A 20,583-nucleotide genomic window follows, 5' to 3' on the forward strand; every position below is an offset into this window, starting at 1 on the left:
CTGATGATTGGGCTTTTTTATTTTTGTCATTTCAGGAACGAGAAATCACACTAGTAGCTTGACAAAGTATTTCCTTATCTATGCGGAATCCCGCGTATGATTTCTCGTTCCTCGAAATGACAAATAACACGATTTATTCATTTGAAAGAAAAAAACCTTAGAATCTTAGCAACTCAGAACCTTAGCACCTCAATAAAGCATCTTAACCTCTTTAATCTCAAATTCTGCCACAGAATCATCTTCTAACAAAACTTGAAGTTTACCTATTGAAGAAACACCTTGGATGATTCCCATGAAATCTTGATTATTATTATCTCTAAAGGCGGTTGGAATTCCCTTTTTAAACAAAAAATTTAAATAATCATTCCAAAACTTCTCAGATGAAGTTTTCCATAACTGAATTTTCTCTTTTAATTTTTCAACTATTAAAATAGCTAATTTCTCTTTATCAAAAGTTTTCCCTGAAATTACAGAAATAGAAGAAGCTGTCGGTAATTCGCTAAAATCGGTTTGGTTAACATTAATTCCAATTCCAACAACTGACACTATTCTGCCATCGCTTTTTAAGGTGTTTTCAATTAATATGCCAACCAACTTCTTATTATATGACAGAATGTCGTTTGGCCATTTTACACATATCTCAGGAATATTTAACGATTTTAAAACCTCTGCAACAGCTAATGAAACCAAAACGCTTAAATTGAAAACTTCTCCATTAGAAAATAGAAAATCCTTTACCAAAACACTCATAGTTAGGTTTTTACCCGCTTCAGACTTCCATACTCCTCCTACTTGCCCCTTGCCTTTTGTCTGATTTTCAGCAGTTACAACTGTAAAATTCGCCAGTTCATCTTGGCTTGCCAATGATTTTAAGAAATCATTTGTCGAATCTATGGCATCGAGTTTGATTAGTTTCATTAAATAATTTAAATAACTTAATTTAATATTTTGTTAAGGTTCAAAAATAATCACAAAATTTGGTAACTTTACAAATTCACATATAAAATAATTCATGGCGAAAAAGACGATTAATAATGATGTTCTACTGGCGAACATAATCAAAGGGATTGAAGAAGTAAAAGGAAATGATATCGATATTCTTGACTTAAGAGAGATAGATACAGCTGTGTGCGATTATTTTGTAATCTGCAACGGTAGCTCAAACACCCAAGTTAACGCCATCGTAAACTCAATTCAAAAAACAGTATCAAAAGACTTAAAAGATAAGCCTTGGCACGTAGAAGGAACCGATAATGGAGAGTGGGTTTTAATGGATTATGTACACATTGTGGTTCATGTATTCCAAAAACATATTCGCGAATATTACAATATCGAAAGCCTTTGGGGCGATGCCAAAATAACTACAATCGAGAACAAATACTAAAGAAACTTTCACTAAATGGCTAAAGATAATAATCCAAATCCGAATAAATTTAAAATAAGTCCTTGGTTAATATATACCGCAATACTTTTAGTTTTTTTATTCATAAGTTTTGCCACAGGAGGATCAAGCTTAAGCGAACCTGCTCAATTAACTTCTTCTAAATTCAATACGCTTTTAGAAAAAGGTCAGATTGAAAAAGTTATTGTTTACAACAAAGCCGAAGCTGAAGTATATTTAAATGCTGCTGCTCTTAAAGATCCAGCAAATAAAAAAGTAGCTGAAGATATTTTTAAACAGCCAAACAAAGGTCCACATTACACTTTGGAAATTGGTAATGATCAAATTTTTCAGACTAAACTAGAAAAAGCGGTTAGCGAAGGGAAATTGAAAGATTTCAACTTCCTTCAAAAAAATAACTGGAGTGATATTTTAATCAGCTTACTTCCTATCATCATAATTGTTGGTGTATGGATTTTCATTATGCGTAAAATGTCTGGCGGAGGCGCTGGCGGAGGCGGACAGATTTTTAATATCGGAAAATCTAAAGCTAAATTGTTTGATGAAAAAACAGACATTAAAACAACTTTTAAAGATGTTGCTGGTTTAGAAGGTGCTAAAGAAGAAATTCAAGAAATTGTTGAATTCCTTAAAAATCCAGAAAAATATACGAATCTTGGAGGTAAAATTCCAAAAGGAGCTTTACTTGTAGGGCCTCCTGGAACAGGTAAAACTTTATTAGCAAAAGCTGTTGCTGGTGAAGCTCAAGTGCCTTTCTTCTCATTATCAGGTTCTGATTTCGTAGAGATGTTCGTAGGAGTTGGTGCGTCACGTGTTCGTGACCTATTTAAACAAGCAAAAGAAAAATCTCCTGCTATTATCTTCATCGATGAGATCGATGCGGTTGGTAGAGCGAGAGGAAAAAGCAATATGTCTGGCGGAAACGACGAAAGAGAAAATACTTTGAACCAATTACTAACAGAAATGGATGGTTTTGGTACAAACTCTAACGTAATTGTTTTAGCTGCAACAAATAGAGCTGACGTACTTGATAAAGCTTTAATGCGTGCAGGACGTTTTGACAGACAAATTTTCGTTGACTTACCAGACATTCGCGAAAGAGCTGAAATCTTTAAAGTACACTTAGCTCCTATCAAAAAAGTTGAAGGTTTAGATCTTGATTTCTTAGCAAAACAAACTCCAGGTTTCTCTGGTGCTGATATCGCAAACGTTTGTAATGAAGCAGCGCTTATTGCTGCACGTAACAACAAACCAGCTGTAGACAGACAAGATTTCCTTGATGCTGTTGACAGAATTATTGGTGGTCTTGAAAAGAAAAACAAAATTATTACTCCAGAAGAAAAAAGAGCAATTGCAATTCACGAAGCTGGACACGCAACTGTAAGCTGGATGCTAGAGCATGCTGCACCGCTTATTAAAGTAACAATCGTTCCTCGTGGACAAAGTTTAGGAGCTGCGTGGTACTTACCAGAAGAAAGACAGATCGTTAGAACAGATCAAATGTTAGACGAAATGTGCGCTACTATGGGAGGAAGAGCTGCTGAAAAAGTAACTTTTGACAGAATTTCAACTGGTGCTTTAAGCGATTTAGAAAAAGTTACACGTCAAGCTCGTGCAATGGTAACTATTTACGGATTGAACGACAAAATTGGAAATGTTACTTATTACGATTCAAGCGGACAAAGTGAATACAGTTTTTCTAAACCATACTCTGACGAAACGGCAAAAATTATCGATGCTGAAATTTCAGAATTAATCGAAGGCCAATACCAGAGAGCGATTCAAATTTTAGAAGAAAACAAAGATAAACTGAATCAACTTGCTGATATTCTGATTGAAAAAGAAGTTATCTTTAAAGATGATTTAGAAAACATTTTCGGAAAACGTACTTTTGATAAAAATTTAGAAGAAGTAGTTTCATAAATAATTACGAAAAACGTAATAAATTTTTAAAATCTTAATTCAAAATACCCTTTTGAATTAAGATTTTTTTATCTTTGAACGTTTTCAATTAACATGTAAAGCATTTCATATAAAAAATGAATTTTTTCAAAAAAATATTTGGCTCAAGTGAAGCCGCTTCTGACGAAGAGCACGAAAGCGAATATGCAGGCACATCTGCACAGAACAGTCATTTATCTTTAGACGAACAGTTTATTTTCAATTTTAAAAAAAATGGAGGTAAATTCTTGTACTGTGAAAATACAGATGAAGTTGCTGAACAGTTTGAAAATATCTTAGAAGAGAATGATTGGTTTGAAAGCGAAGTTTTATGTTATGAACCAGCGCTTTTTAGTTTATTAGAAGAAAATAAATTATTTTATAGTGCGCCAACTAAACCAAAATTTTTATTAGCCAGCTGCGAAAATCTTATAGCTGATGAAGGCTCTATCTTGTTTTCTTCGAAACAGATAAGACAAAATAAACCTAACGAATTACCAGCAAATATTGTTATTATTGCTACAACAAGCCAAATTTTACCAATGAAAAGCGACGGATTGAGCGCTATAAAACGTAAATACGAAAGGGACTATCCTACTAACATTACTACCATAAAATATTTCGAAAAAGCTAAAGAAGAAGATTTTACCCAATACGGAAGTGTTGCTAAAAACCTTTATTTATTGCTTTTAGAAGATCTTTAAGATGAACGAAACACTGAAGAGAACCATTTCTGGTGCTGTTTATATCGCTTTATTATTAGCCTCCATATTGTTTTCTACAGAAAGCTTCATCACTCTTTTTGGCGTTTTCTTAATTATTACGATATATGAGTTTTCTAATATCGTAAACTTAAACAAAGTGTTTTCTATTCTTTTTGGAATTTTAGTTTATTCTACAACTATTCTTATAAGTCATTACAATAAGCAAACAAGTAAATTTCTAAACGAAACATTTAACTCCAATATCAACTTAGAAACTAATATCAAACAATTAGACCTAGTACTTCTTGCTATTACAATTGTAGTTTCAATAAAATGCATCATATTCCTTTTTTATGATTCTGTTCAAAAAATAAGCACGTCTTCAAAATACCTGTATTTATTAGGATATATTACGCTTCCATTTATTTTCATCGTTAAAATATCTTTTGGGACGATTGATTACAACCCAAAAATCATAATTGGATTATTTGTTTTGATTTGGACAAATGACACATTCGCTTATTTAGTTGGAAAATCCATGGGAAAACACAAACTGTTTGAGCGCGTTTCTCCTAAAAAAACTATTGAAGGATTTCTTGGCGGTGTTGTTTTTGCAGCTTTTGCAGGTTTTTTAATTTCTAAATTATACATTCAGCCAAATCCTGAATTTATTAGTAAATCAATTTTAATATGGACTATAATCGCTTTAATTGTGAGCGTTTTTGGAACTATTGGAGATTTGATCGAATCTAAATTTAAACGAATTGCCGGTATAAAAGACAGCGGTTCGATTATGCCAGGACACGGAGGTATTCTAGATCGATTAGATAGTGTTATATTTGTAGCACCAATTATATTTTTATTTTATCAAATTTTATATTATGTTTCATAAAGAAGGTGGCCCGTCTATTTTATTAGGTACTGTTTTTACAGTAGCTGTACTTTTAATTGCTGATAAATTCATCGATATTTCTTGGCTGAGAATGCTTGTTCAATTTGCAACTCTTTTAATCTTGATTATTATCTTACAATTCTTTAGAAATCCGAAAAGAATTGCAATTAGAAACAGCGACCATATCCTTGCTCCTGTAGATGGAAAAGTGGTGGTTATTGAAGAAGTTTATGAAGGAGAATATTTTAAAGATAAACGTTTACAGGTTTCTATCTTTATGTCGCCAATCAATGTGCACGTAACTCGTTATGCAATGGATGGTATCATTAAATTTAGCAAATATCACCCTGGAAAGTTTCTTGTGGCTTGGCATCCAAAAGCAAGTGAAGAAAACGAAAGAACTACCGTAGTTATCGAAAACGAAACTTTTGGAGCAATTTTATACAGACAAATTGCTGGTGCATTGGCTCGTAGAATTGTAAACTATGCTAAAGAAGGAATGCAGGTTGTTCAAGGAACAGATGCAGGTTTCATAAAATTTGGTTCAAGAGTAGATTTATTTTTACCTTTAGGTACACCGATTAATGTTGAGTTAAATCAAAAAGCAATTGGTGGAAAAACAATTATTGCGACAAAGGCATAAATGGCTGATAAAGATTTAGATATTCGGTTTGCTAAAGCTGTAGAAATTGCTATGACAATGACTCAGGCATCACTGCCGCAAGATGTGCAGCTGAGGTTGTATGCATATTACAAACAAGCAACTTTTGGAACTGCCGTTTACAATCAATCTGAAAATTTTGATTTGAGAGACGCTTTCAAAACCAATGCTTGGATGCAGATAAGCCATATTTCTATTGATGAGGCCAAAGAAAATTACATTGAGATTATCAATTCATTAACATCAAAATAAATAACATTATGAAGAAAAACGTTGTTCTTTTTAGCACTTTAGCTTCATTTTTACTATTATTTTCCTGTAAAGAAGACAAGCTGGTCGAGGTTGTTGAAGTTCCGCTTCCAACTAAAGAAGAAAAAATATCTATTGGTTCTCCAAATGACGTTAAAGCCGATCCAGGTTCTTTTGAAATGACAAAACTGCCATTTAATTATGACGGTCTTGCTCCAGATATTAGAACTTTGACTTTAGAAACACATTATTCTAAACATTATTTATCTTACACAAATAATTTTAATAAGGAAATCGTTTCGACTGAGTTCGAAAACATGCCGATTGAAGATATTTTAAAAAAGATGGATTTGAATAATGCCAAACTTCGTCAGAATGCCGGCGGTTATTATAATCATACGCTTTATTTTAATATTTTAACTCCTAAAGAACAAACTCCTAAAGATACTTTAGCTGGTTCTATTAATAAAGAATTTGGTTCTTTTAATAATTTAACAAATCAATTTAAAGCACAATCTGAAAAGCAATTTGGTTCGGGCTGGGTTTGGCTTGTTGTAGATCGATATGGAAAATTACAAATTACAACAACTGAAAATCAAGATAATCCATTGATGCGAAATGCTCTAATTCCAGGAACTCCAATTATGGGAATTGATCTTTGGGAACACGCTTACTATCTAGATTATCAAAATAGAAAAGGAAGCTATATTAATGCTTTCTACCAGCATATCAATTGGGAGAAAGTAAACGAATATTACGTCGAAGCCCTCAAAAAGGTTAAAAAAGTATAAAAGAAAAGCTGATACAATTTAAGTATCAGCTTTTTTTTATAACTTAATGGTAATTAGAAATCAAGAACATGAAAGATATTGCCAATCGTTTTATAGAAAATCCATTGCTTTCTCCGTCAGATTTAGCTCCTAGCAGAGACGGTTTAGAAATTAGCTGTTTATTAAATCCTGGTGTGTTTCAATTCGAGGATAAAATCTGGCTTGCTGTACGAGTTGCTGAAAGACCGAAACAAATAGAAAACATTATTTCTTTTCCAATTTTGACAGATTCAGGATCTATTCAAATTATTGAAATCGCAAAAGATCATCCTGAACTTATAGCAACAGATGCGCGTGTAATTAATTATCAAGGCGTAGATTATTTAACCACTTTATCGCACATTAGATTATTATGCAGTGAAGATGGAAAACACTTTTACGAACCTGAAGATTACCCTCATTTGGTTAGCGAAGGAATTTTAGAAACTTTTGGAATTGAAGATTGCCGTGTATCTTTTATTGAAGGAAAATATTACCTCACATTTACTTCAGTATCAGACAATGGCATTGGAGTTGGTTTAAGAACTACAACAGACTGGAAAAACTTTCAGAAACACGGAATGATCTTTCCTGCTCACAACAAGGATTGCGCTATTTTCGAAGAAAAAATAAACGGATTATTTTACGCTTTACATCGTCCGAGCAGTGTAGATATTGGTGGCAATTATATCTGGATTGCTTCTTCTCCAGATGGCATTCATTGGGGAAATCATCAATGCATCGTAAAAACTCGAAAAAATCTTTGGGACAGCAAAAGAGTTGGAGCTGGTGCAGCCCCCATAAAAACTGAAAAAGGCTGGCTTGAGATTTATCATGGCGCAAACGAAGCGCATCAATATTGTTTAGGTGCTTTTTTAATGGATTTGGAAAACCCTTCAAAAATAATTTCAAGAACTGAAGAGCCGATTATGTTTCCAAAAACGGAATATGAATTAAGCGGATTTTTTGGAAATGTGGTTTTTACAAACGGCCATATTATAGAGCCTGACGGAGATACATTGACTGTTTATTATGGCGCATCAGATGAATTTGTCTGCGGTGCGACTTTTTCAATTAGAGAAATTCTTTCGCTTTTAAAAGAAATATAAAATTAAAAACGTGCTTAAATCTGATTGGATCTAAGCACGTTTTTTTTTTTAAAATTTAGTTTACTTCATAAATAAAAGATTCAGAAGGTTTTATTTTTACTCTTGCAGAACCTTCACCATTTTTAACGGTAAGATAAGTTTTGCTGGCTGAATATAATTTATCTACAAGTACGTAAGAACCGTCTTTTAGATTCCACTTTGAAATAACATTCGCAGGAACTTTTAATTCAAATTCGCTTTCCTTTTCTGAAGAAAAATTAGCAATCACGATTAGCTTTTGCTTTTCAGACCAACGAACGTAAGAATACAACAAGGTATCATAAGCTTGATTATTTTGGCGATTTGCAGATTGGATTTCTTCAAAATTCCCCATTAAAGCACTGCTACTTATGGTAAAATTCAATAAACGTTTGTAAAAATCACGAAGTTGTTTTTCGCTTTCAGTCAATTGCCCTCCATCAAACTTTCCATCATTCATCCAACGCTGATGATTTGGAACTCCGATGTAATCAAAAATTGAAGTTCTTGATCGTTTTCCAAAACCTGCATCTTCATTTCCGGCCTCTCCTACTTCTTGCCCAAAATAAATCATAGTTGGAGAAGTGCTTATTGTTGCTGAAACCACCATTAAAGGTTTTCCTCTTTCTGGAGTTCCTGCAAATTCTGGGCTTGCTAAACGTTGTTCATCATGATTATCTAAAAAATGAAGCATATGATGTTCAATATCAGACATTCCTTTTTGGATATTTGTTAATTCGTCTGGAGAAGATTTTCCACGTGTTACATCTTTCAATTTATCATACGTTTCTACCTTATCATATAAATAGTCCATTTTTCCTAGACGAATATAATTTCTATATTCATTCGGATTATAAACTTCTGCCAATAAAAATGCATTTGGATTTTTCATTTTAATAGAAGAGTTCATGTAGCTCCAAAATTCGTATGGAACCATTTCTGCCATATCATAACGAAATCCATCAACACCTTTTGCTGTCCAGTATAAAGCAATATCTCTAAACTTTTTCCAAGAATTTGGCACATCTTTATCTTGCCAAAAAGCAAAATGTTCTTGATATGATTTTTGATCAAATCCTGCAGGAAGTTCTGGAAATTCTTTACTTCCGTCTGGGCGAACACCATAATTTACTTTTACCGTTTCATACCAGTCATTTTGATCTGGCTTGAATTTTCTAGAACCATTTCCTGTCCATTTTGCTGGGTTTTCATCAAATTTTCCATCAATCAAAGGATTTTTTTCTCCGTTTAACGGAACATCTCCATCTGGAATTTCAAAATGTTCATTTGGAATATAATAGAAATTATTATCTCTTTTGTATTCAACCGTTACATCATCATCTGCACCAAAATCTTTTACACCTTCAGGATTTGATTTTCCTTCATATTTTCTAGCAATATGATTCGGAACAATATCAATAATCACTTTTAAACCCGCGTTGTGCGTTCTTTTAATTAAAGCTTCAAATTCTTCCAAACGTTTTGCAGGATCTACCGCCAAATCTGGATTCACATTATAATAATCTTTTACTGCATAAGGCGAACCCGCGCGCCCTTTTACTACTTCTGGATCGTCATTTGAGATTCCGTATTTAGTATAATCATTCACCAATGCGTGATGAGGTACACCCGTATACCAAATATAATTAACGCCTAAATCTTTTATTTCGTGAAGTGCTTTATCTGTAAAATCATTAAATTTTCCTACGCCGTTTTCCTCAATTGTTCCCCAAGGTTTATTATTGGTATTTTTATTTCCGAATAGGCGTGTAAAAACTTGATATACTACAATTTTCTTATCATTAGAATGATTTTCTTTTATTTCACTCATTTTTAAATCTTTTGTTTTGCATGCAGAAAACAGCATTGTTGTAGCAATTCCAACAACAATAAACTTACTTTTTATCATATATTTTTAATCTAATCTTCTCTTTTCAAGGCTTCATAATCCATATCAAATCTTGAAACCAATTATTAAATTTAGTTTATTTTTTAAAACTTAAAAGAAAGTTAGTTTTATTTGCGTACAAGAATTATTAAAAGCATTAACTACAACGTGAGAGTTCCTTAATTTGTTGATAAAATTGATGGAGATTTAAAATAACAAAGGCTCAAAAAACAAAGGTTCTAAATAACTTGAAAAATTTGAAGAATTCTAAACAAAAAAACACTGAACCTTTGTGACTCTGAACCTTTGAGACTTAAAAAATAAACACATAAATTAATGCTAATAACAATCTAAGGTTGTATCCTTTTTCATAAATTTGACAAAAAATTAATCAGTTGAAGAAATCACTCTTTTACATATTTTACGGTCTGCTTTTTTTAAGCATTCAATCTACATTTGCACAAGTAAAGGCTAAAGCTAAAACACAAGCACAAGCACAAAAAACTAAAGAAATAATTATAGAGAACTCCGACGATGTTCAAGTTAATGAAGCTTTGGTGCCAGGAGGAGTACTCCTTAGCGGTAACGTAAAATTGATTCATGATGGCGTTATAATGACTTGTAATAAAGCCTATCTTTTTAAGAAAGAAAACTACTTAAAGGCTTTTGGAGATGTTCAACTAAATCAAGGAGATACTTTATTTTTGAACAGTAAATACGCAGAATATAACGGAAATTTAAAAAAAGCCTTTGCAACAGGAAATGCCGTTATGACTTCTCCAGACGCAACTTTGCAAACTGACACTATTAATTTTGACAGAAATGTACAAGAAGCTTTTTACAACACAAAAGGTACAATTGTCAATAAAGACAATACTTTGGTGAGTAAATCGGGAAGATATTATGCGAAAGAAAAAAAGTTTCAATTCTTGACCGAAGTTGTAATTACAAATCCAAAATATGTAATAAAATCGAATCATTTAGATTATTACAGTAATTCTGGACATACTTATTTACTTGGACCTTCGACAATTACGAGCAAGGAAAATTACATTTATACTGAAAAAGGTTTTTACGATACAAAAAAGAATTTGGCGCACTTTCTCAGGAAATCATATATCAAATATGATGACAGACTAATAGAAGGCGATAGTTTATTTTATAATCGAAATACCGAATTTGCATCGGCAACTCGAAATGTAAAGATTACCGATTCTATCAATAAAGGAATTGTAAAAGGACATTACGCAGAACTTTACAAGCTTAAAGATTCGATGTTTGTTACTAAAAGAGCCGTTGCTATTAATTTAGTTGAAAATGATTCAGTTTACATTCACGGAAAAAAATTAATGGTTACAGGAAAAGAAGGAGAACGTATTTTACGCGCTTATAATAATGTCCGTTTTTTTAAAATCGATATGAGCGGTAAATGTGATTCTATACATTCAGACTCCAAAACTGCATTGACAAAATTAATTGGAAAACCAATTCTTTGGAATGGAGAAAGCCAGATTACTGGAGATGTTATGCACTTAATTGGTGACAATCAGACCAGAAAAATTGACTCGTTAAAGGTTTTAAATAATACTTTTGTTATCTCCCGGGACACGCTCGGAACCGGTTTTAATCAGGTAAAAGGCCTCAATCTATTTGGAAAATTTCGGGATGGAAAACTCCATGATGTTGATGTTATCAAAAATACCGAAGTTGTGTATTTTATGAGAAATGATACCAATGAATTGATTGGAATCAATAAAAATGTAAGCAGTAAAATCAACATGATATTGGAAAATAATGCAATTGAAACGATTACGTTTTTCAATAAAGTCGACGGCGATATTTATCCAGAAGATGAATTGCCTGAAAATGCAAGAAAATTGCGTGGAATGATTTGGCGTGCCGATGAAAGAATAAAGTCTAAAGATGATATTTTTACTGCAGAGGACAATGAAATGAACGAAAAACTCATTAAACAAGGCAAAGAAGAAGAAGAAAAAGGCAAAAATGTTCCGATGAAAGTCAGGAAGGAAACCTTGAATTACGATAAAAAGAAACCTGCCGTGAAGATGGAAACAAAACCTAAGCAGAAATAGTTTTCAGTCGCAGTCAAAGTTTACAGTGCTTTACGATTGTTTAAACCACAAAGTTAACTTAAACGTAAAGTAAAAAAACTTAGAACCTTAGTACCTTCGCCACTTTGAACCTAAAAAAAGTTTTCAGTCGCACTCACAGTTTACAGTTAAAAACCTAGAAGCTTAGAATCTTAGTATCTCAGCAATTTAGAAGCTAAAAAAAAAATGAATCCAGATTTTATAAAATACCAAGCACAAACTTCTCCTTATCCACTGGGAATGGAAGTTTCTCATGCCATTGGTTCTTACATATACGACACAAACGATAAAAAATATTTAGATTTTGTTGCCGGAGTTTCTGCTTGTACTTTAGGGCATCAACATCCGAGAGTAAATCAGGCCATAAAAGATCAGTTAGATAAATATTCGCACGTAATGGTTTATGGCGAATATTCTCAAAGTCCAGCTGTTCAATATTGTAAACTGATGGCTTCACTCCTTCCTGAATCTTTAAATAAAACCTATTTGGTTAATTCTGGTACAGAAGCAATTGAAGGCGCTTTAAAATTAGCTAAAAGGACTACAGGACGCAGTCAACTAATTTCTTGTCACAATGCCTACCACGGAAACACAATGGGTTCTATGAGCGTTATGGGATTTGAAGAAAGAAAACAAGCTTTTAGACCGCTACTTCCAGATGTAGATTTTATTACTTTTAATAATGAAGAAGATCTGCAAAAAATAACAACTCGCACAGCCGCGATTCTTTTAGAAACTATTCAAGGTGGAGCAGGTTTTATTCAGCCAGAAAACAATTTTCTTGAAAAAGTTCGTAAACGTTGCGATGAAGTTGGAGCTTTGATGATTGTTGATGAAATTCAGCCTGGATTTGGAAGAACAGGTAAACTATTTGGTTTTCAAAACTATGACGTAGTTCCAGATATTGTGGTAATGGGTAAAGGAATGGGTGGCGGAATGCCAGTTGGCGCTTTTACCGCTTCAGCTGAAAAAATGGATCTTTTAACAGAGAATCCAAAATTAGGTCATATTACTACTTTTGGTGGACACCCTGTCATTGCGTCAGCTTGTTTAGCAACTTTGCAAGAATTAACTGAAACAAATTTAATGGCGGAGACACTAGAAAAGGAAAAACTCTTCAGATCGCTTTTGGTACATCCTTTGATTACAGAAGTTAGAGGAAAAGGATTAATGCTGGCTGCCATGACAGAATCTGCGGAAATTACCAATGAAGTCATATTAAATTGCCAAGATAAAGGATTGATTTTATTCTGGCTTCTTTTTGAAGGATGCGCCATTAGAATTACACCTCCGCTAACTATTTCTGAAGATGAAATTAGAGAAGGCTGTGCAATTATTTTGGAAGTCATGGATGAAATTTTAAAAAAGAGCAAAGCTTAAAAATTAAGTTTATACTTTTTAAACCAGAATTAAAAATTGACAAAACAGAAGCTAATCCCTTAATAATAAGAGAGATTTCTTCCCAAAATAGAATAAAAAACGCCATATATTGTTAATTAAATTGTTCAAAACAATTAATTTCCTATCCTTACAGCAATTATATGGTTGCCTAAATTTATAGTAGGCTAATTTCAAAATAACGAAGTATGCAATTAAGCAACGAAGAAGAAGATTATAACCTATCCCTATCCAAATTTGAGTCGATGTTAAAGACTAACAAAGTACTCTTTTTTGATTCTGAAGAATTCGAAGAAATAATTCTTCATTATTTAGACATAGGCAAGGCTAATTTAGCAAAAAAGGCCTTGAAACTTGCGTTAGACCAACACCCAAAATCTACAGGCTTAAAATTAGTACAAGTAGAAATGTTGGTTTATGATGACAAACTCGAGCTAGCAGAAAAGCTTTTGAATGAGTTATACGCAATTGAACCAAACAACGAGGAAATTTATATCCAGAAAGCCAATATTTGTTCCAAAAGAGATCAGCATGAAAAAGCAGTTGAATTATTAAAAATTGCATTGCAGTATACTGACGATTACGCCGATGTATACAACTTGATTGGAATGGAATATCTTTTTATGGATAATCTTGAATTGGCAAAAGAAAACTTCATTAAATGTCTTGAAGAAGATTTGGAAGACCAATCTGCTCTTTATAACGTCGTGTATTGTTTTGAATTTTTAGATCAAAATCAAGAAGCGATTGTTTATTTGAACGAGTATATCAACAGAAATCCTTACAGCGAAATCGCTTGGCATCAGCTTGGGCGACTTCATTATGGTGTAAAGGAATATGAAAATGCAATTCGAGCATTTGATTATGCAACGCTTATTGATGACGAGTTTTTAGGTGCTTTCATGGAAAAAGCAAAAGCTTACGAACGCCTAAAAAAATATAACGAAGCGATTGAAAGCTACAACAGAACCATCGAATTAGACGATGCAACATCGTATGCGCTGCTTCGAATTGGTAAATGTTACGAAAAGCTTGGAAACTTAGCAAAAGCTATTCAATATTACAACCAAACAGTTCACGAAGATCCGCTTTTAGATAAAGGATGGATTGCGATTACTGATTTTCATTTACGTCAAAAAAACTATCAGAAAGCATTGTTTTTTGTAAATAAAGCTTTAGCAATCGACAATCAAAATCGTTTGTATTGGAAAAGATACGCTACTATCAACAAACAAATGAACTTTTTTGAAGAAGCCGAATTTGGTTATAGAAAAGCGGTAGAATTTGGAGATTACGCACTTGACACTTGGTTGTTTTGGGTTGATATTCTTAAATTTTTAGGCGAATTCGAAAGCGCTATTCAAACTTTATTGCAGGCTACCGAATATTTTCCTGAAGAAAACGAAATCGAATATCGTTTAGCCGGATTGTACTTTATGATCCAAGATAACACAAAGGCTAAATTCCACTTAAGCAATGGTTTACGATTAAATTTTGATAATTATATCTTAATTGAAGATTTGTTTCCTGTGGTTTGGTCAAGAAAAACAGTAAAAAATTATATAGAAAAACATAGAAAATAATAATGGTTGATATTTTATTAAGAAGACGTTTTGGATTATTGGGACGCAACATTAGCTACTCTTTTTCAAAAGGTTATTTTACAGAAAAATTCGATAATGAAGTTTTTGCTGGTAACAGCTACGAAAATTTTGACATTTCTGAAATTAACTATTTTACAGAATTGATTAAAAACAATCCCGATTTAAAAGGATTAAATGTAACCATTCCGTACAAAGAACAAGTAATTCCATTCTTAGATAAACTATCAAAAAAAGCAACTTTAATTGGTGCTGTTAACACTATAAAATTTACCAAAAACGGAAAATTAAAAGGATACAACACTGATTATTATGGTTTTAAAAAATCTTTAGAACCATTATTAGAACCTCACCATAAAAAAGCCCTTATTTTAGGAACTGGGGGCGCTTCTAAAGGTGTTGCTTTCGCGTTAGACGAATTAAACATTCCGTATACATTTGTTTCTAGAGAAGCAAAAGAAAACATAATTGATTATGATTTGATTAATGCTACAACATTTGATAACTTTCAAATCATAATTAACTGTACGCCAGTCGGAACAAGCCCAAACATTGATGCTTGTCCAAACTTGCCTTATGAGTTCTTTACAGAAAAGCATATTGCTTACGATCTAATTTATAATCCAGCTGAAACCACTTTTCTAAAAAAAGCAAAAGAAAAAGGTGCAGTTATAAAAAATGGTCTTGACATGCTTATTTTTCAAGCCGAAAAAGCTTGGAAAATCTGGAATAAATAAAATCATATCCAAAAAATAGAATGTTAACGTATTTTTTGTATTTTTAAATCACTTATAAACAAGTGGTTATGAAGAAAATACAATTACTTAGCATTCTATTTTTTTTATTTCACAATCTACTTCAGGCACAAGAAAATGATACTTTGCAAAGTCCTTTTTCTGAGCCTCGTTATCATTATTTTCTTAAAACAATTATTTTTTTCGACGAATATTTAGATACCGATAACGGGTCATTTAATACTACACAAATTCGAGTTTTACTGCCGATTGGCAACAAAGCCTGGAATTTACGTTTCGATCTTCCCTTAATTTCGGCAAATACCAACTCTATAAACAAAACAGCAATTGGAGATGTCGGTATGGGAGTTAGTTATATTCCGTACATGCGAAATAGCAACGGAATAGCTTTAAGAACAAGAATTTATGCAAATACGGCAGCAGATCCTAATTTCGGCACAGGAAAGTGGGTTGTAATGCCCGCAGTTGTGTATGGAAAATATTTTTCTGAAAAAAAGTTTCTTTGGCTCTCTACTTTAGAGTATCAAGGTAGTTTTGCAGGAGAAAATGATCGAAATGATATTAGTATTACGCTTTTTGAAAATGTTATGCTTCATTTTTTTGGAAAAAACTGGGTTGCCGGAGATGTTGCTTTTCGTTATAACACAACTTTAGAGGCTTTTCAAAATAATGCATTTGTTGAATTTGGCAGAAAAATTACTCCAAATAATTTAGTTTACATTCACCCAAGTGCTGGCTTTGGAGCAAATAGAACTTACAATTTTGGAATTGAAATGGGTGTTTTAATTCTATTCTAAAAAATAAATAGTTCCCTACTAAATTGAATTTATCAAAGTAGAATTAAAAAAAAGATAATTATTCTGAATTTAAAGATACTTTAATCATTATATCAAAACATTTCCAACACAATACTGAATTAGTGCAAAGAATAGGAATTTCATGGTAAAATAGCGCATAAACAAGCGATTTATTTTGTAGTTAGAAACACCTTTACTATCTTTCGCATTGTAAAATAAAAACCTTATACATTTTAAAGATGTTAGAAGAAAAGAATGATAACCTGCAAGAAGCAGACGGAAAAGATGGAATTGAAATAAACGATTCTGCAACAAATGATGCAATTGAAATATCTGAGTCTGAAGCTCCAATTGAGAACTCAGTTTCAGATGATGCAGAAAATGATGAAAACGTTCATCAGGAAGCTTTAGATGTAATTACAAATTCGAATGCAGAAGAAAGTGAAGACGAAACCTTGAAGGATCGCCACGATATTCCTATGCAAGATTATAACACTTTTTCTTTAGACGCACTTGTCGATGAGCTTAAAAAAATGGTCAATCTAGACAAAATAATGTCTGTAAAAGATCATATCGAAGAAATCAAAAAGGCTTTTTTATTACAATATCACCATCTTCTAGAGGAGAAAAAAGAAGAATTTCTAGCTTCAAATCCCGATCCTAGCGAAGAATTTGAATATCATTTACCTCTGAAATTAAAATTTGATGAATATTATAATATTTTCAGAGAAAAAAGAAATGCTCATTTTAAACATTTACAGACTAATTTAAAATCAAATTTAGAGAATCGTTTGGCAATTGTTGAAGAATTAAAAGAGTTAATTAACCCACAAGAAAACATAAAAGACACTCTTAAGCATTTTAATGAACTAAGAGAAAGATGGAAAAATGCCGGTGCAATTCCAAAAGACAAATACAATCACGTTTGGAATAATTATCATTTTCATGTTGAAAATTTCTATGATTATCTTCATTTAGATCGCGAAGCCAGAGATTTAGATTTCAAACATAATCTGGAGTTAAAGCAAAAGATTATCGCGCGCGTTGAAGAATTGGTAAACGATGCAGATGTAAACAAATCTTTCCGCGAATTGCAGGATTTTCACAGAATCTGGAAAGAAGAAATTGGTCCAGTTTCTAAAGAACATAGAGATGTAATCTGGAATCAATTTAGTGAATTAACTAAAAAAATTCATGACAAAAGAGAAGTTTTGTTTGAAAGCCAAAGAGCTAACGAACAACAAAATCTTGAAGTTAAAAAAGAAATTATTTCGAAAATTGAAGCTCTAGGAACAGAAAAAGTAAATTCTCACTCGCAATGGCTTGTACAAATTCAAAAAGTAGAAGCGCTTCGAAATGAGTTTTTCGCAGCAGGAAAAGTTCCATCAGAAGTAAATGAAGAAACTTGGGCAACTTTTAAAACTGCGGTAAGAAACTTCAATGCATTCAAAAATTCGTTTTACAAAGACATCAAAAAAGATCAAAACGATAACTTAAATAAAAAGATGGCTCTTGTTGCAAAAGCAAAAGACCTTCAAGAAAGCACAGATTTCGCTTCTACAACTCCTATAATGAAACAAATTCAGGAAGAATGGAAGCAAATTGGTCACGTTCCGAAAAAATATTCAGATAAAATCTGGAAAGAATTTAAAGATGCTTGCAACCATTATTTTGACAAACTAAAAGAACACAAATCTGAAGAAAACGTTGAAGAAGTTGCTGCTTTTGACAATAAAAAAGCTTATCTAGATACTTTAAGAGCCTTCCAACTAACTGGAGATCATAAAACTGATTTAGATGCTATAAAAGCTCACATTGAAACATGGAAAGGATTTGGAAAAGTTCCTTTTTCAAGAAGACATATTGAAGGCAAATTCAATAAGATTTTAGATGCACTTTTTGAAAAACTAAGCTTAAGCAAAAAAGAATCGGAGATGATGCGTTTTGCAAACCGAATCGATTCTCTATCAGACAGTAACGATACGCGCAAACTAGACAATGAAAAAATCTTCATTATGCGTAAAATTGAAGAAGTTCAAAATGAGATTTTCCAATTAGAAAACAACATTCAATTCTTTACAAACACTAAGAATGCAAAAAAAGAGAATTCTATTGTAACTGAGGTTCGTAAAAACATTGCAATTCACAAAGAAAGTCTTGAAGTTTGGAAAGATAAATTGAAACAACTTCGAAACTTAGGACAAGAATAAAAACTGCTCATATTTTACCGCAAAGAGCGCCAAGATTTACGCAAAGTTCGCAAAGTTTATAAAAAGCTTTGCGAACTTTGCGCTTTTTACTTTGTGCTCTTTGCGTTAAAAAACACAATCCAACTTTCTATAAAAGACCTAAAACTTAACATTCTCATTAAATTTCGTAAAACTATTCTGCAAAATATTGATTATATTTGAGTTACAGCTATTAACAAGCAGTCAAACAAATAAACATTTAACATCAATTTTAAATTAAAAGAATATGAAATTTACAAGAAAAGCACATGCCAACTGGAAAGGAACTGGCATGGAAGGAACTGGAACAATAAGCACTCAAAGTACTACTCTAGATAATGCACAACTGTCTTTTAAAACAAGATTTGCAGACGGAGTTGGAACAAATCCAGAAGAATTAATTGCTGCGGCTCATTCAGGCTGTTTTACCATGCAATTAAGCTTTCTTCTAAATGAAGGTGGTTTTACAGCAGATGATTTAACTACAGAAGCCACCGTAACTTTTGAAGATGGCTCGATTACTTTGATTCATTTAGATTTAAAAGGTAAAGTACCTTCAATTTCAGCAGAAGAATTCGAAAAGACCGCTACGAAAGCAAAAGAGATCTGTCCAATTTCTAAATTATTGAATACGACAATAACATTATCGGCAACTTTGCTTTAATGATCTAATTTCCCATAAAAAAAACCATCCCGTTTTTACGGGATGGTTTTTTTATATAAACACAGTAACTAAAGATTAGTTCATTGTCGCTTTTAAAGCTTTTGCTTCAGCAGTCATTTCTAATGCTTTGTAAACGCCTAATAATGTTTTAGCAACATCATCATTTTTAGGATCTAATTCGTTTGCTTTTTTAAGGTAAGGAATTACTCCTCTGAAAACACCCTCTCTTTGCGCTTTTAAAACATCGTAACGTTTCATATCTTTAGCAGAAGTACCTAATTTATTCATCTCGTCGATAATTGGTTTCTCAGCTTCCAATTTTAAAGCAGCAAGATTTAAATAAGCATTTGCATAATTAGGATTAATTTCGATTGCTTTTAAATAATATTTTTCAGCATCAGCATTGTTTTTTGCACCAGCACTGATTACACCTAAATTAAATACTAAATCTGCATTATTTGGATCTTTTTCTAAAGCTTCACCAACTAATTTTTTGTAAGTATCATAATCTTTAGAATCTAAATATAAATTAGCTTCTGTTAAAATTAATGAAGTATCTTCTGGATTTGCTTTTCTTGCGTCAGCGATAGCTTTTTTAGCATCCTCAGTACGTCCTTTTTGAACTAAGATTAAAGCTAAATTTTTGTAGATTTCACCTCTTTTAGAAGGAATAGCTTCTGTTTTAGGTTTTTCGTGAGTACCTAATTTTATAGCTAAATCTCTATCTTTCGCACTGCTAAAGTTATCTTCATTTCCACTTGCTTTATTTGTAGCAAGAAATAAAGTTCCTTTTCCAGAATAGTTTAATTTTTTTAACTCTTCGTACATTGGTAATGCAAGATCAAAATCTTGTGAATTAACAGCTGTAGAAGCAGCGTAGTATAAATTAATCGTATCTTTTTTGTCTAACTCATAAGCATCGTACAATTTTTTTGCACCTTCTTTATGCTTGTTTGCTTGAGTATCAGCAATTGCAGAATTAATTAACAATCCTTTAATGTTAGTGATAGAAGTTGCTGCATCTGTAGAATATTTTTGTTTTCCTGATGCTTTTTCAACCTCGATTAACTTTTTGTAACTCTCAGCTGCCAAAGATAAGTTTTTACTTTCGTCAACTTTTTTGTTAGCAAGATCTAAATAAGCATTTCCTTTTACAAAATAAAACTGAGCCTGCTCTGTATCTTTTGCGTTTGCAACAAGGCTTTCTGCACCAGTCAAAATTGTAACTGCTCCTTGAGCATCTCCACTTTTTAAAGCTTTTTCAGCACTTTTAATTTGATCTTTTTGAGCAAATGTAGCCACAGAGATCAATAATGCAGAAGCAAGTATTACATATTTACTTTTCATAATGATATT

18 protein-coding genes are annotated in these 20,583 nt (G+C 32.4%); 15 read left to right on the forward strand and 3 right to left on the reverse strand.

The genetic code is table 11. From position 1 onward, the window contains the following. Positions 1-189 precede the first annotated feature (189 nt). Positions 190-918: a biotin--[acetyl-CoA-carboxylase] ligase gene (locus P0R33_RS03830; protein ID WP_276174255.1), complete on the reverse strand. Its 729-nt coding sequence runs from the start codon at positions 916-918 to the stop codon at positions 190-192. Between the two features lie 94 nt (positions 919-1,012). Here P0R33_RS03830 and rsfS point away from each other — a divergent pair, with 94 nt between their 5' ends. From rsfS to P0R33_RS03870, 8 genes are all read left to right on the forward strand, one after another. Further along, positions 1,013-1,384, forward strand: coding sequence for a ribosome silencing factor (gene rsfS / locus P0R33_RS03835; RefSeq protein ID WP_115886694.1), 372 nt, complete (start codon positions 1,013-1,015; stop codon positions 1,382-1,384). A gap of 15 nt (positions 1,385-1,399) precedes the next feature. Continuing rightward, entirely contained in the window at positions 1,400-3,325 is a 1,926-nt protein-coding gene (gene ftsH, locus P0R33_RS03840; RefSeq protein ID WP_229352036.1) for an ATP-dependent zinc metalloprotease FtsH, read from the forward strand. Between the two features lie 116 nt (positions 3,326-3,441). After that, positions 3,442-4,047, forward strand: a complete 606-nt coding sequence (locus P0R33_RS03845) for a lactate utilization protein B/C (protein ID WP_276174256.1) — start codon at positions 3,442-3,444, stop codon at positions 4,045-4,047. A gap of 1 nt (position 4,048) precedes the next feature. Further along, positions 4,049-4,939, forward strand: a complete 891-nt coding sequence (locus tag P0R33_RS03850) for a phosphatidate cytidylyltransferase (protein ID WP_276174257.1) — start codon at positions 4,049-4,051, stop codon at positions 4,937-4,939. Continuing rightward, positions 4,929-5,582: a phosphatidylserine decarboxylase family protein gene (locus P0R33_RS03855; protein WP_276174258.1), complete on the forward strand. Its 654-nt coding sequence runs from the start codon at positions 4,929-4,931 to the stop codon at positions 5,580-5,582. The genes P0R33_RS03850 and P0R33_RS03855 overlap by 11 nt, the downstream gene beginning before the upstream one ends. Next, positions 5,583-5,852 carry an acyl-CoA-binding protein gene (locus P0R33_RS03860; RefSeq protein ID WP_276174259.1) on the forward strand — a complete coding sequence of 90 codons (270 nt, stop codon included), beginning with the start codon at positions 5,583-5,585 and terminating at the stop codon, positions 5,850-5,852. A gap of 8 nt (positions 5,853-5,860) precedes the next feature. Beyond that, positions 5,861-6,640 (forward strand): superoxide dismutase, encoded by a 780-nt coding sequence (locus P0R33_RS03865; RefSeq protein WP_276174260.1) that lies wholly within the window; start codon positions 5,861-5,863, stop codon positions 6,638-6,640. 68 nt (positions 6,641-6,708) lie between these two features. Beyond that, entirely contained in the window at positions 6,709-7,767 is a 1,059-nt protein-coding gene (locus tag P0R33_RS03870; protein ID WP_276174261.1) for a glycosidase, read from the forward strand. A gap of 55 nt (positions 7,768-7,822) precedes the next feature. Here the strand turns inward: P0R33_RS03870 and P0R33_RS03875 are convergent, their stop codons facing one another. Then, positions 7,823-9,694: an alpha-amylase family protein gene (locus P0R33_RS03875; RefSeq protein ID WP_276174262.1), complete on the reverse strand. Its 1,872-nt coding sequence runs from the start codon at positions 9,692-9,694 to the stop codon at positions 7,823-7,825. Between the two features lie 374 nt (positions 9,695-10,068). Here P0R33_RS03875 and P0R33_RS03880 point away from each other — a divergent pair, with 374 nt between their 5' ends. The 7 genes from P0R33_RS03880 to P0R33_RS03910 all read left to right on the forward strand — a co-directional run bounded on the left by P0R33_RS03880 (position 10,069) and on the right by P0R33_RS03910 (position 19,227). Then, positions 10,069-11,766 (forward strand): OstA-like protein, encoded by a 1,698-nt coding sequence (locus tag P0R33_RS03880; RefSeq protein ID WP_276174263.1) that lies wholly within the window; start codon positions 10,069-10,071, stop codon positions 11,764-11,766. A 204-nt stretch (positions 11,767-11,970) separates the two neighbouring features. Further along, positions 11,971-13,164, forward strand: coding sequence for an aspartate aminotransferase family protein (locus tag P0R33_RS03885; protein ID WP_276174264.1), 1,194 nt, complete (start codon positions 11,971-11,973; stop codon positions 13,162-13,164). A 206-nt stretch (positions 13,165-13,370) separates the two neighbouring features. Further along, positions 13,371-14,765, forward strand: coding sequence for a tetratricopeptide repeat protein (locus tag P0R33_RS03890; RefSeq protein ID WP_276174265.1), 1,395 nt, complete (start codon positions 13,371-13,373; stop codon positions 14,763-14,765). Positions 14,766-14,767: 2 nt separating this feature from the next. Continuing rightward, complete coding sequence (locus tag P0R33_RS03895) at positions 14,768-15,520, forward strand: shikimate dehydrogenase (RefSeq protein WP_276174266.1); 753 nt, start codon at positions 14,768-14,770, stop codon at positions 15,518-15,520. 68 nt (positions 15,521-15,588) lie between these two features. After that, positions 15,589-16,335 (forward strand): lipid A phosphoethanolamine transferase, encoded by a 747-nt coding sequence (locus tag P0R33_RS03900; RefSeq protein ID WP_276174267.1) that lies wholly within the window; start codon positions 15,589-15,591, stop codon positions 16,333-16,335. 239 nt (positions 16,336-16,574) lie between these two features. Next, positions 16,575-18,545 (forward strand): DUF349 domain-containing protein, encoded by a 1,971-nt coding sequence (locus P0R33_RS03905; protein ID WP_276174268.1) that lies wholly within the window; start codon positions 16,575-16,577, stop codon positions 18,543-18,545. Positions 18,546-18,810: 265 nt separating this feature from the next. Next, positions 18,811-19,227, forward strand: a complete 417-nt coding sequence (locus tag P0R33_RS03910) for an OsmC family protein (RefSeq protein ID WP_276174269.1) — start codon at positions 18,811-18,813, stop codon at positions 19,225-19,227. Positions 19,228-19,302: 75 nt separating this feature from the next. Here the strand turns inward: P0R33_RS03910 and P0R33_RS03915 are convergent, their stop codons facing one another. Beyond that, positions 19,303-20,574, reverse strand: a complete 1,272-nt coding sequence (locus tag P0R33_RS03915) for a tetratricopeptide repeat protein (protein ID WP_276174270.1) — start codon at positions 20,572-20,574, stop codon at positions 19,303-19,305. Between the last annotated feature and the right edge of the window lie 9 nt (positions 20,575-20,583).

The sequence above is a fragment of the Flavobacterium sp. YJ01 genome, assembly GCF_029320955.1.
Classification (GTDB): domain Bacteria; phylum Bacteroidota; class Bacteroidia; order Flavobacteriales; family Flavobacteriaceae; genus Flavobacterium.

Bases quoted from the DNA above. Each gene is read 5' to 3' on its own strand.
- P0R33_RS03855 (WP_276174258.1), top strand. From the start codon at position 4,929: ATGTTTCATAAAGAAGGTGGCCCGTCTATTTTATTAGGTACTGTTTTT.
- P0R33_RS03885 (WP_276174264.1), top strand. From the start codon at position 11,971: ATGAATCCAGATTTTATAAAATACCAAGCACAAACTTCTCCTTATCCA.
- rsfS (WP_115886694.1), top strand. From the start codon at position 1,013: ATGGCGAAAAAGACGATTAATAATGATGTTCTACTGGCGAACATAATC.
- P0R33_RS03865 (WP_276174260.1), top strand. From the start codon at position 5,861: ATGAAGAAAAACGTTGTTCTTTTTAGCACTTTAGCTTCATTTTTACTA.
- P0R33_RS03850 (WP_276174257.1), top strand. From the start codon at position 4,049: ATGAACGAAACACTGAAGAGAACCATTTCTGGTGCTGTTTATATCGCT.
- P0R33_RS03890 (WP_276174265.1), top strand. From the start codon at position 13,371: ATGCAATTAAGCAACGAAGAAGAAGATTATAACCTATCCCTATCCAAA.
- P0R33_RS03845 (WP_276174256.1), top strand. From the start codon at position 3,442: ATGAATTTTTTCAAAAAAATATTTGGCTCAAGTGAAGCCGCTTCTGAC.
- P0R33_RS03895 (WP_276174266.1), top strand. From the start codon at position 14,768: ATGGTTGATATTTTATTAAGAAGACGTTTTGGATTATTGGGACGCAAC.
- P0R33_RS03905 (WP_276174268.1), top strand. From the start codon at position 16,575: ATGTTAGAAGAAAAGAATGATAACCTGCAAGAAGCAGACGGAAAAGAT.
- P0R33_RS03900 (WP_276174267.1), top strand. From the start codon at position 15,589: ATGAAGAAAATACAATTACTTAGCATTCTATTTTTTTTATTTCACAAT.
- P0R33_RS03915 (WP_276174270.1), bottom strand. From the start codon at position 20,574: ATGAAAAGTAAATATGTAATACTTGCTTCTGCATTATTGATCTCTGTG.
- ftsH (WP_229352036.1), top strand. From the start codon at position 1,400: ATGGCTAAAGATAATAATCCAAATCCGAATAAATTTAAAATAAGTCCT.
- P0R33_RS03830 (WP_276174255.1), bottom strand. From the start codon at position 918: ATGAAACTAATCAAACTCGATGCCATAGATTCGACAAATGATTTCTTA.
- P0R33_RS03910 (WP_276174269.1), top strand. From the start codon at position 18,811: ATGAAATTTACAAGAAAAGCACATGCCAACTGGAAAGGAACTGGCATG.
- P0R33_RS03870 (WP_276174261.1), top strand. From the start codon at position 6,709: ATGAAAGATATTGCCAATCGTTTTATAGAAAATCCATTGCTTTCTCCG.
- P0R33_RS03860 (WP_276174259.1), top strand. From the start codon at position 5,583: ATGGCTGATAAAGATTTAGATATTCGGTTTGCTAAAGCTGTAGAAATT.
- P0R33_RS03875 (WP_276174262.1), bottom strand. From the start codon at position 9,694: ATGATAAAAAGTAAGTTTATTGTTGTTGGAATTGCTACAACAATGCTG.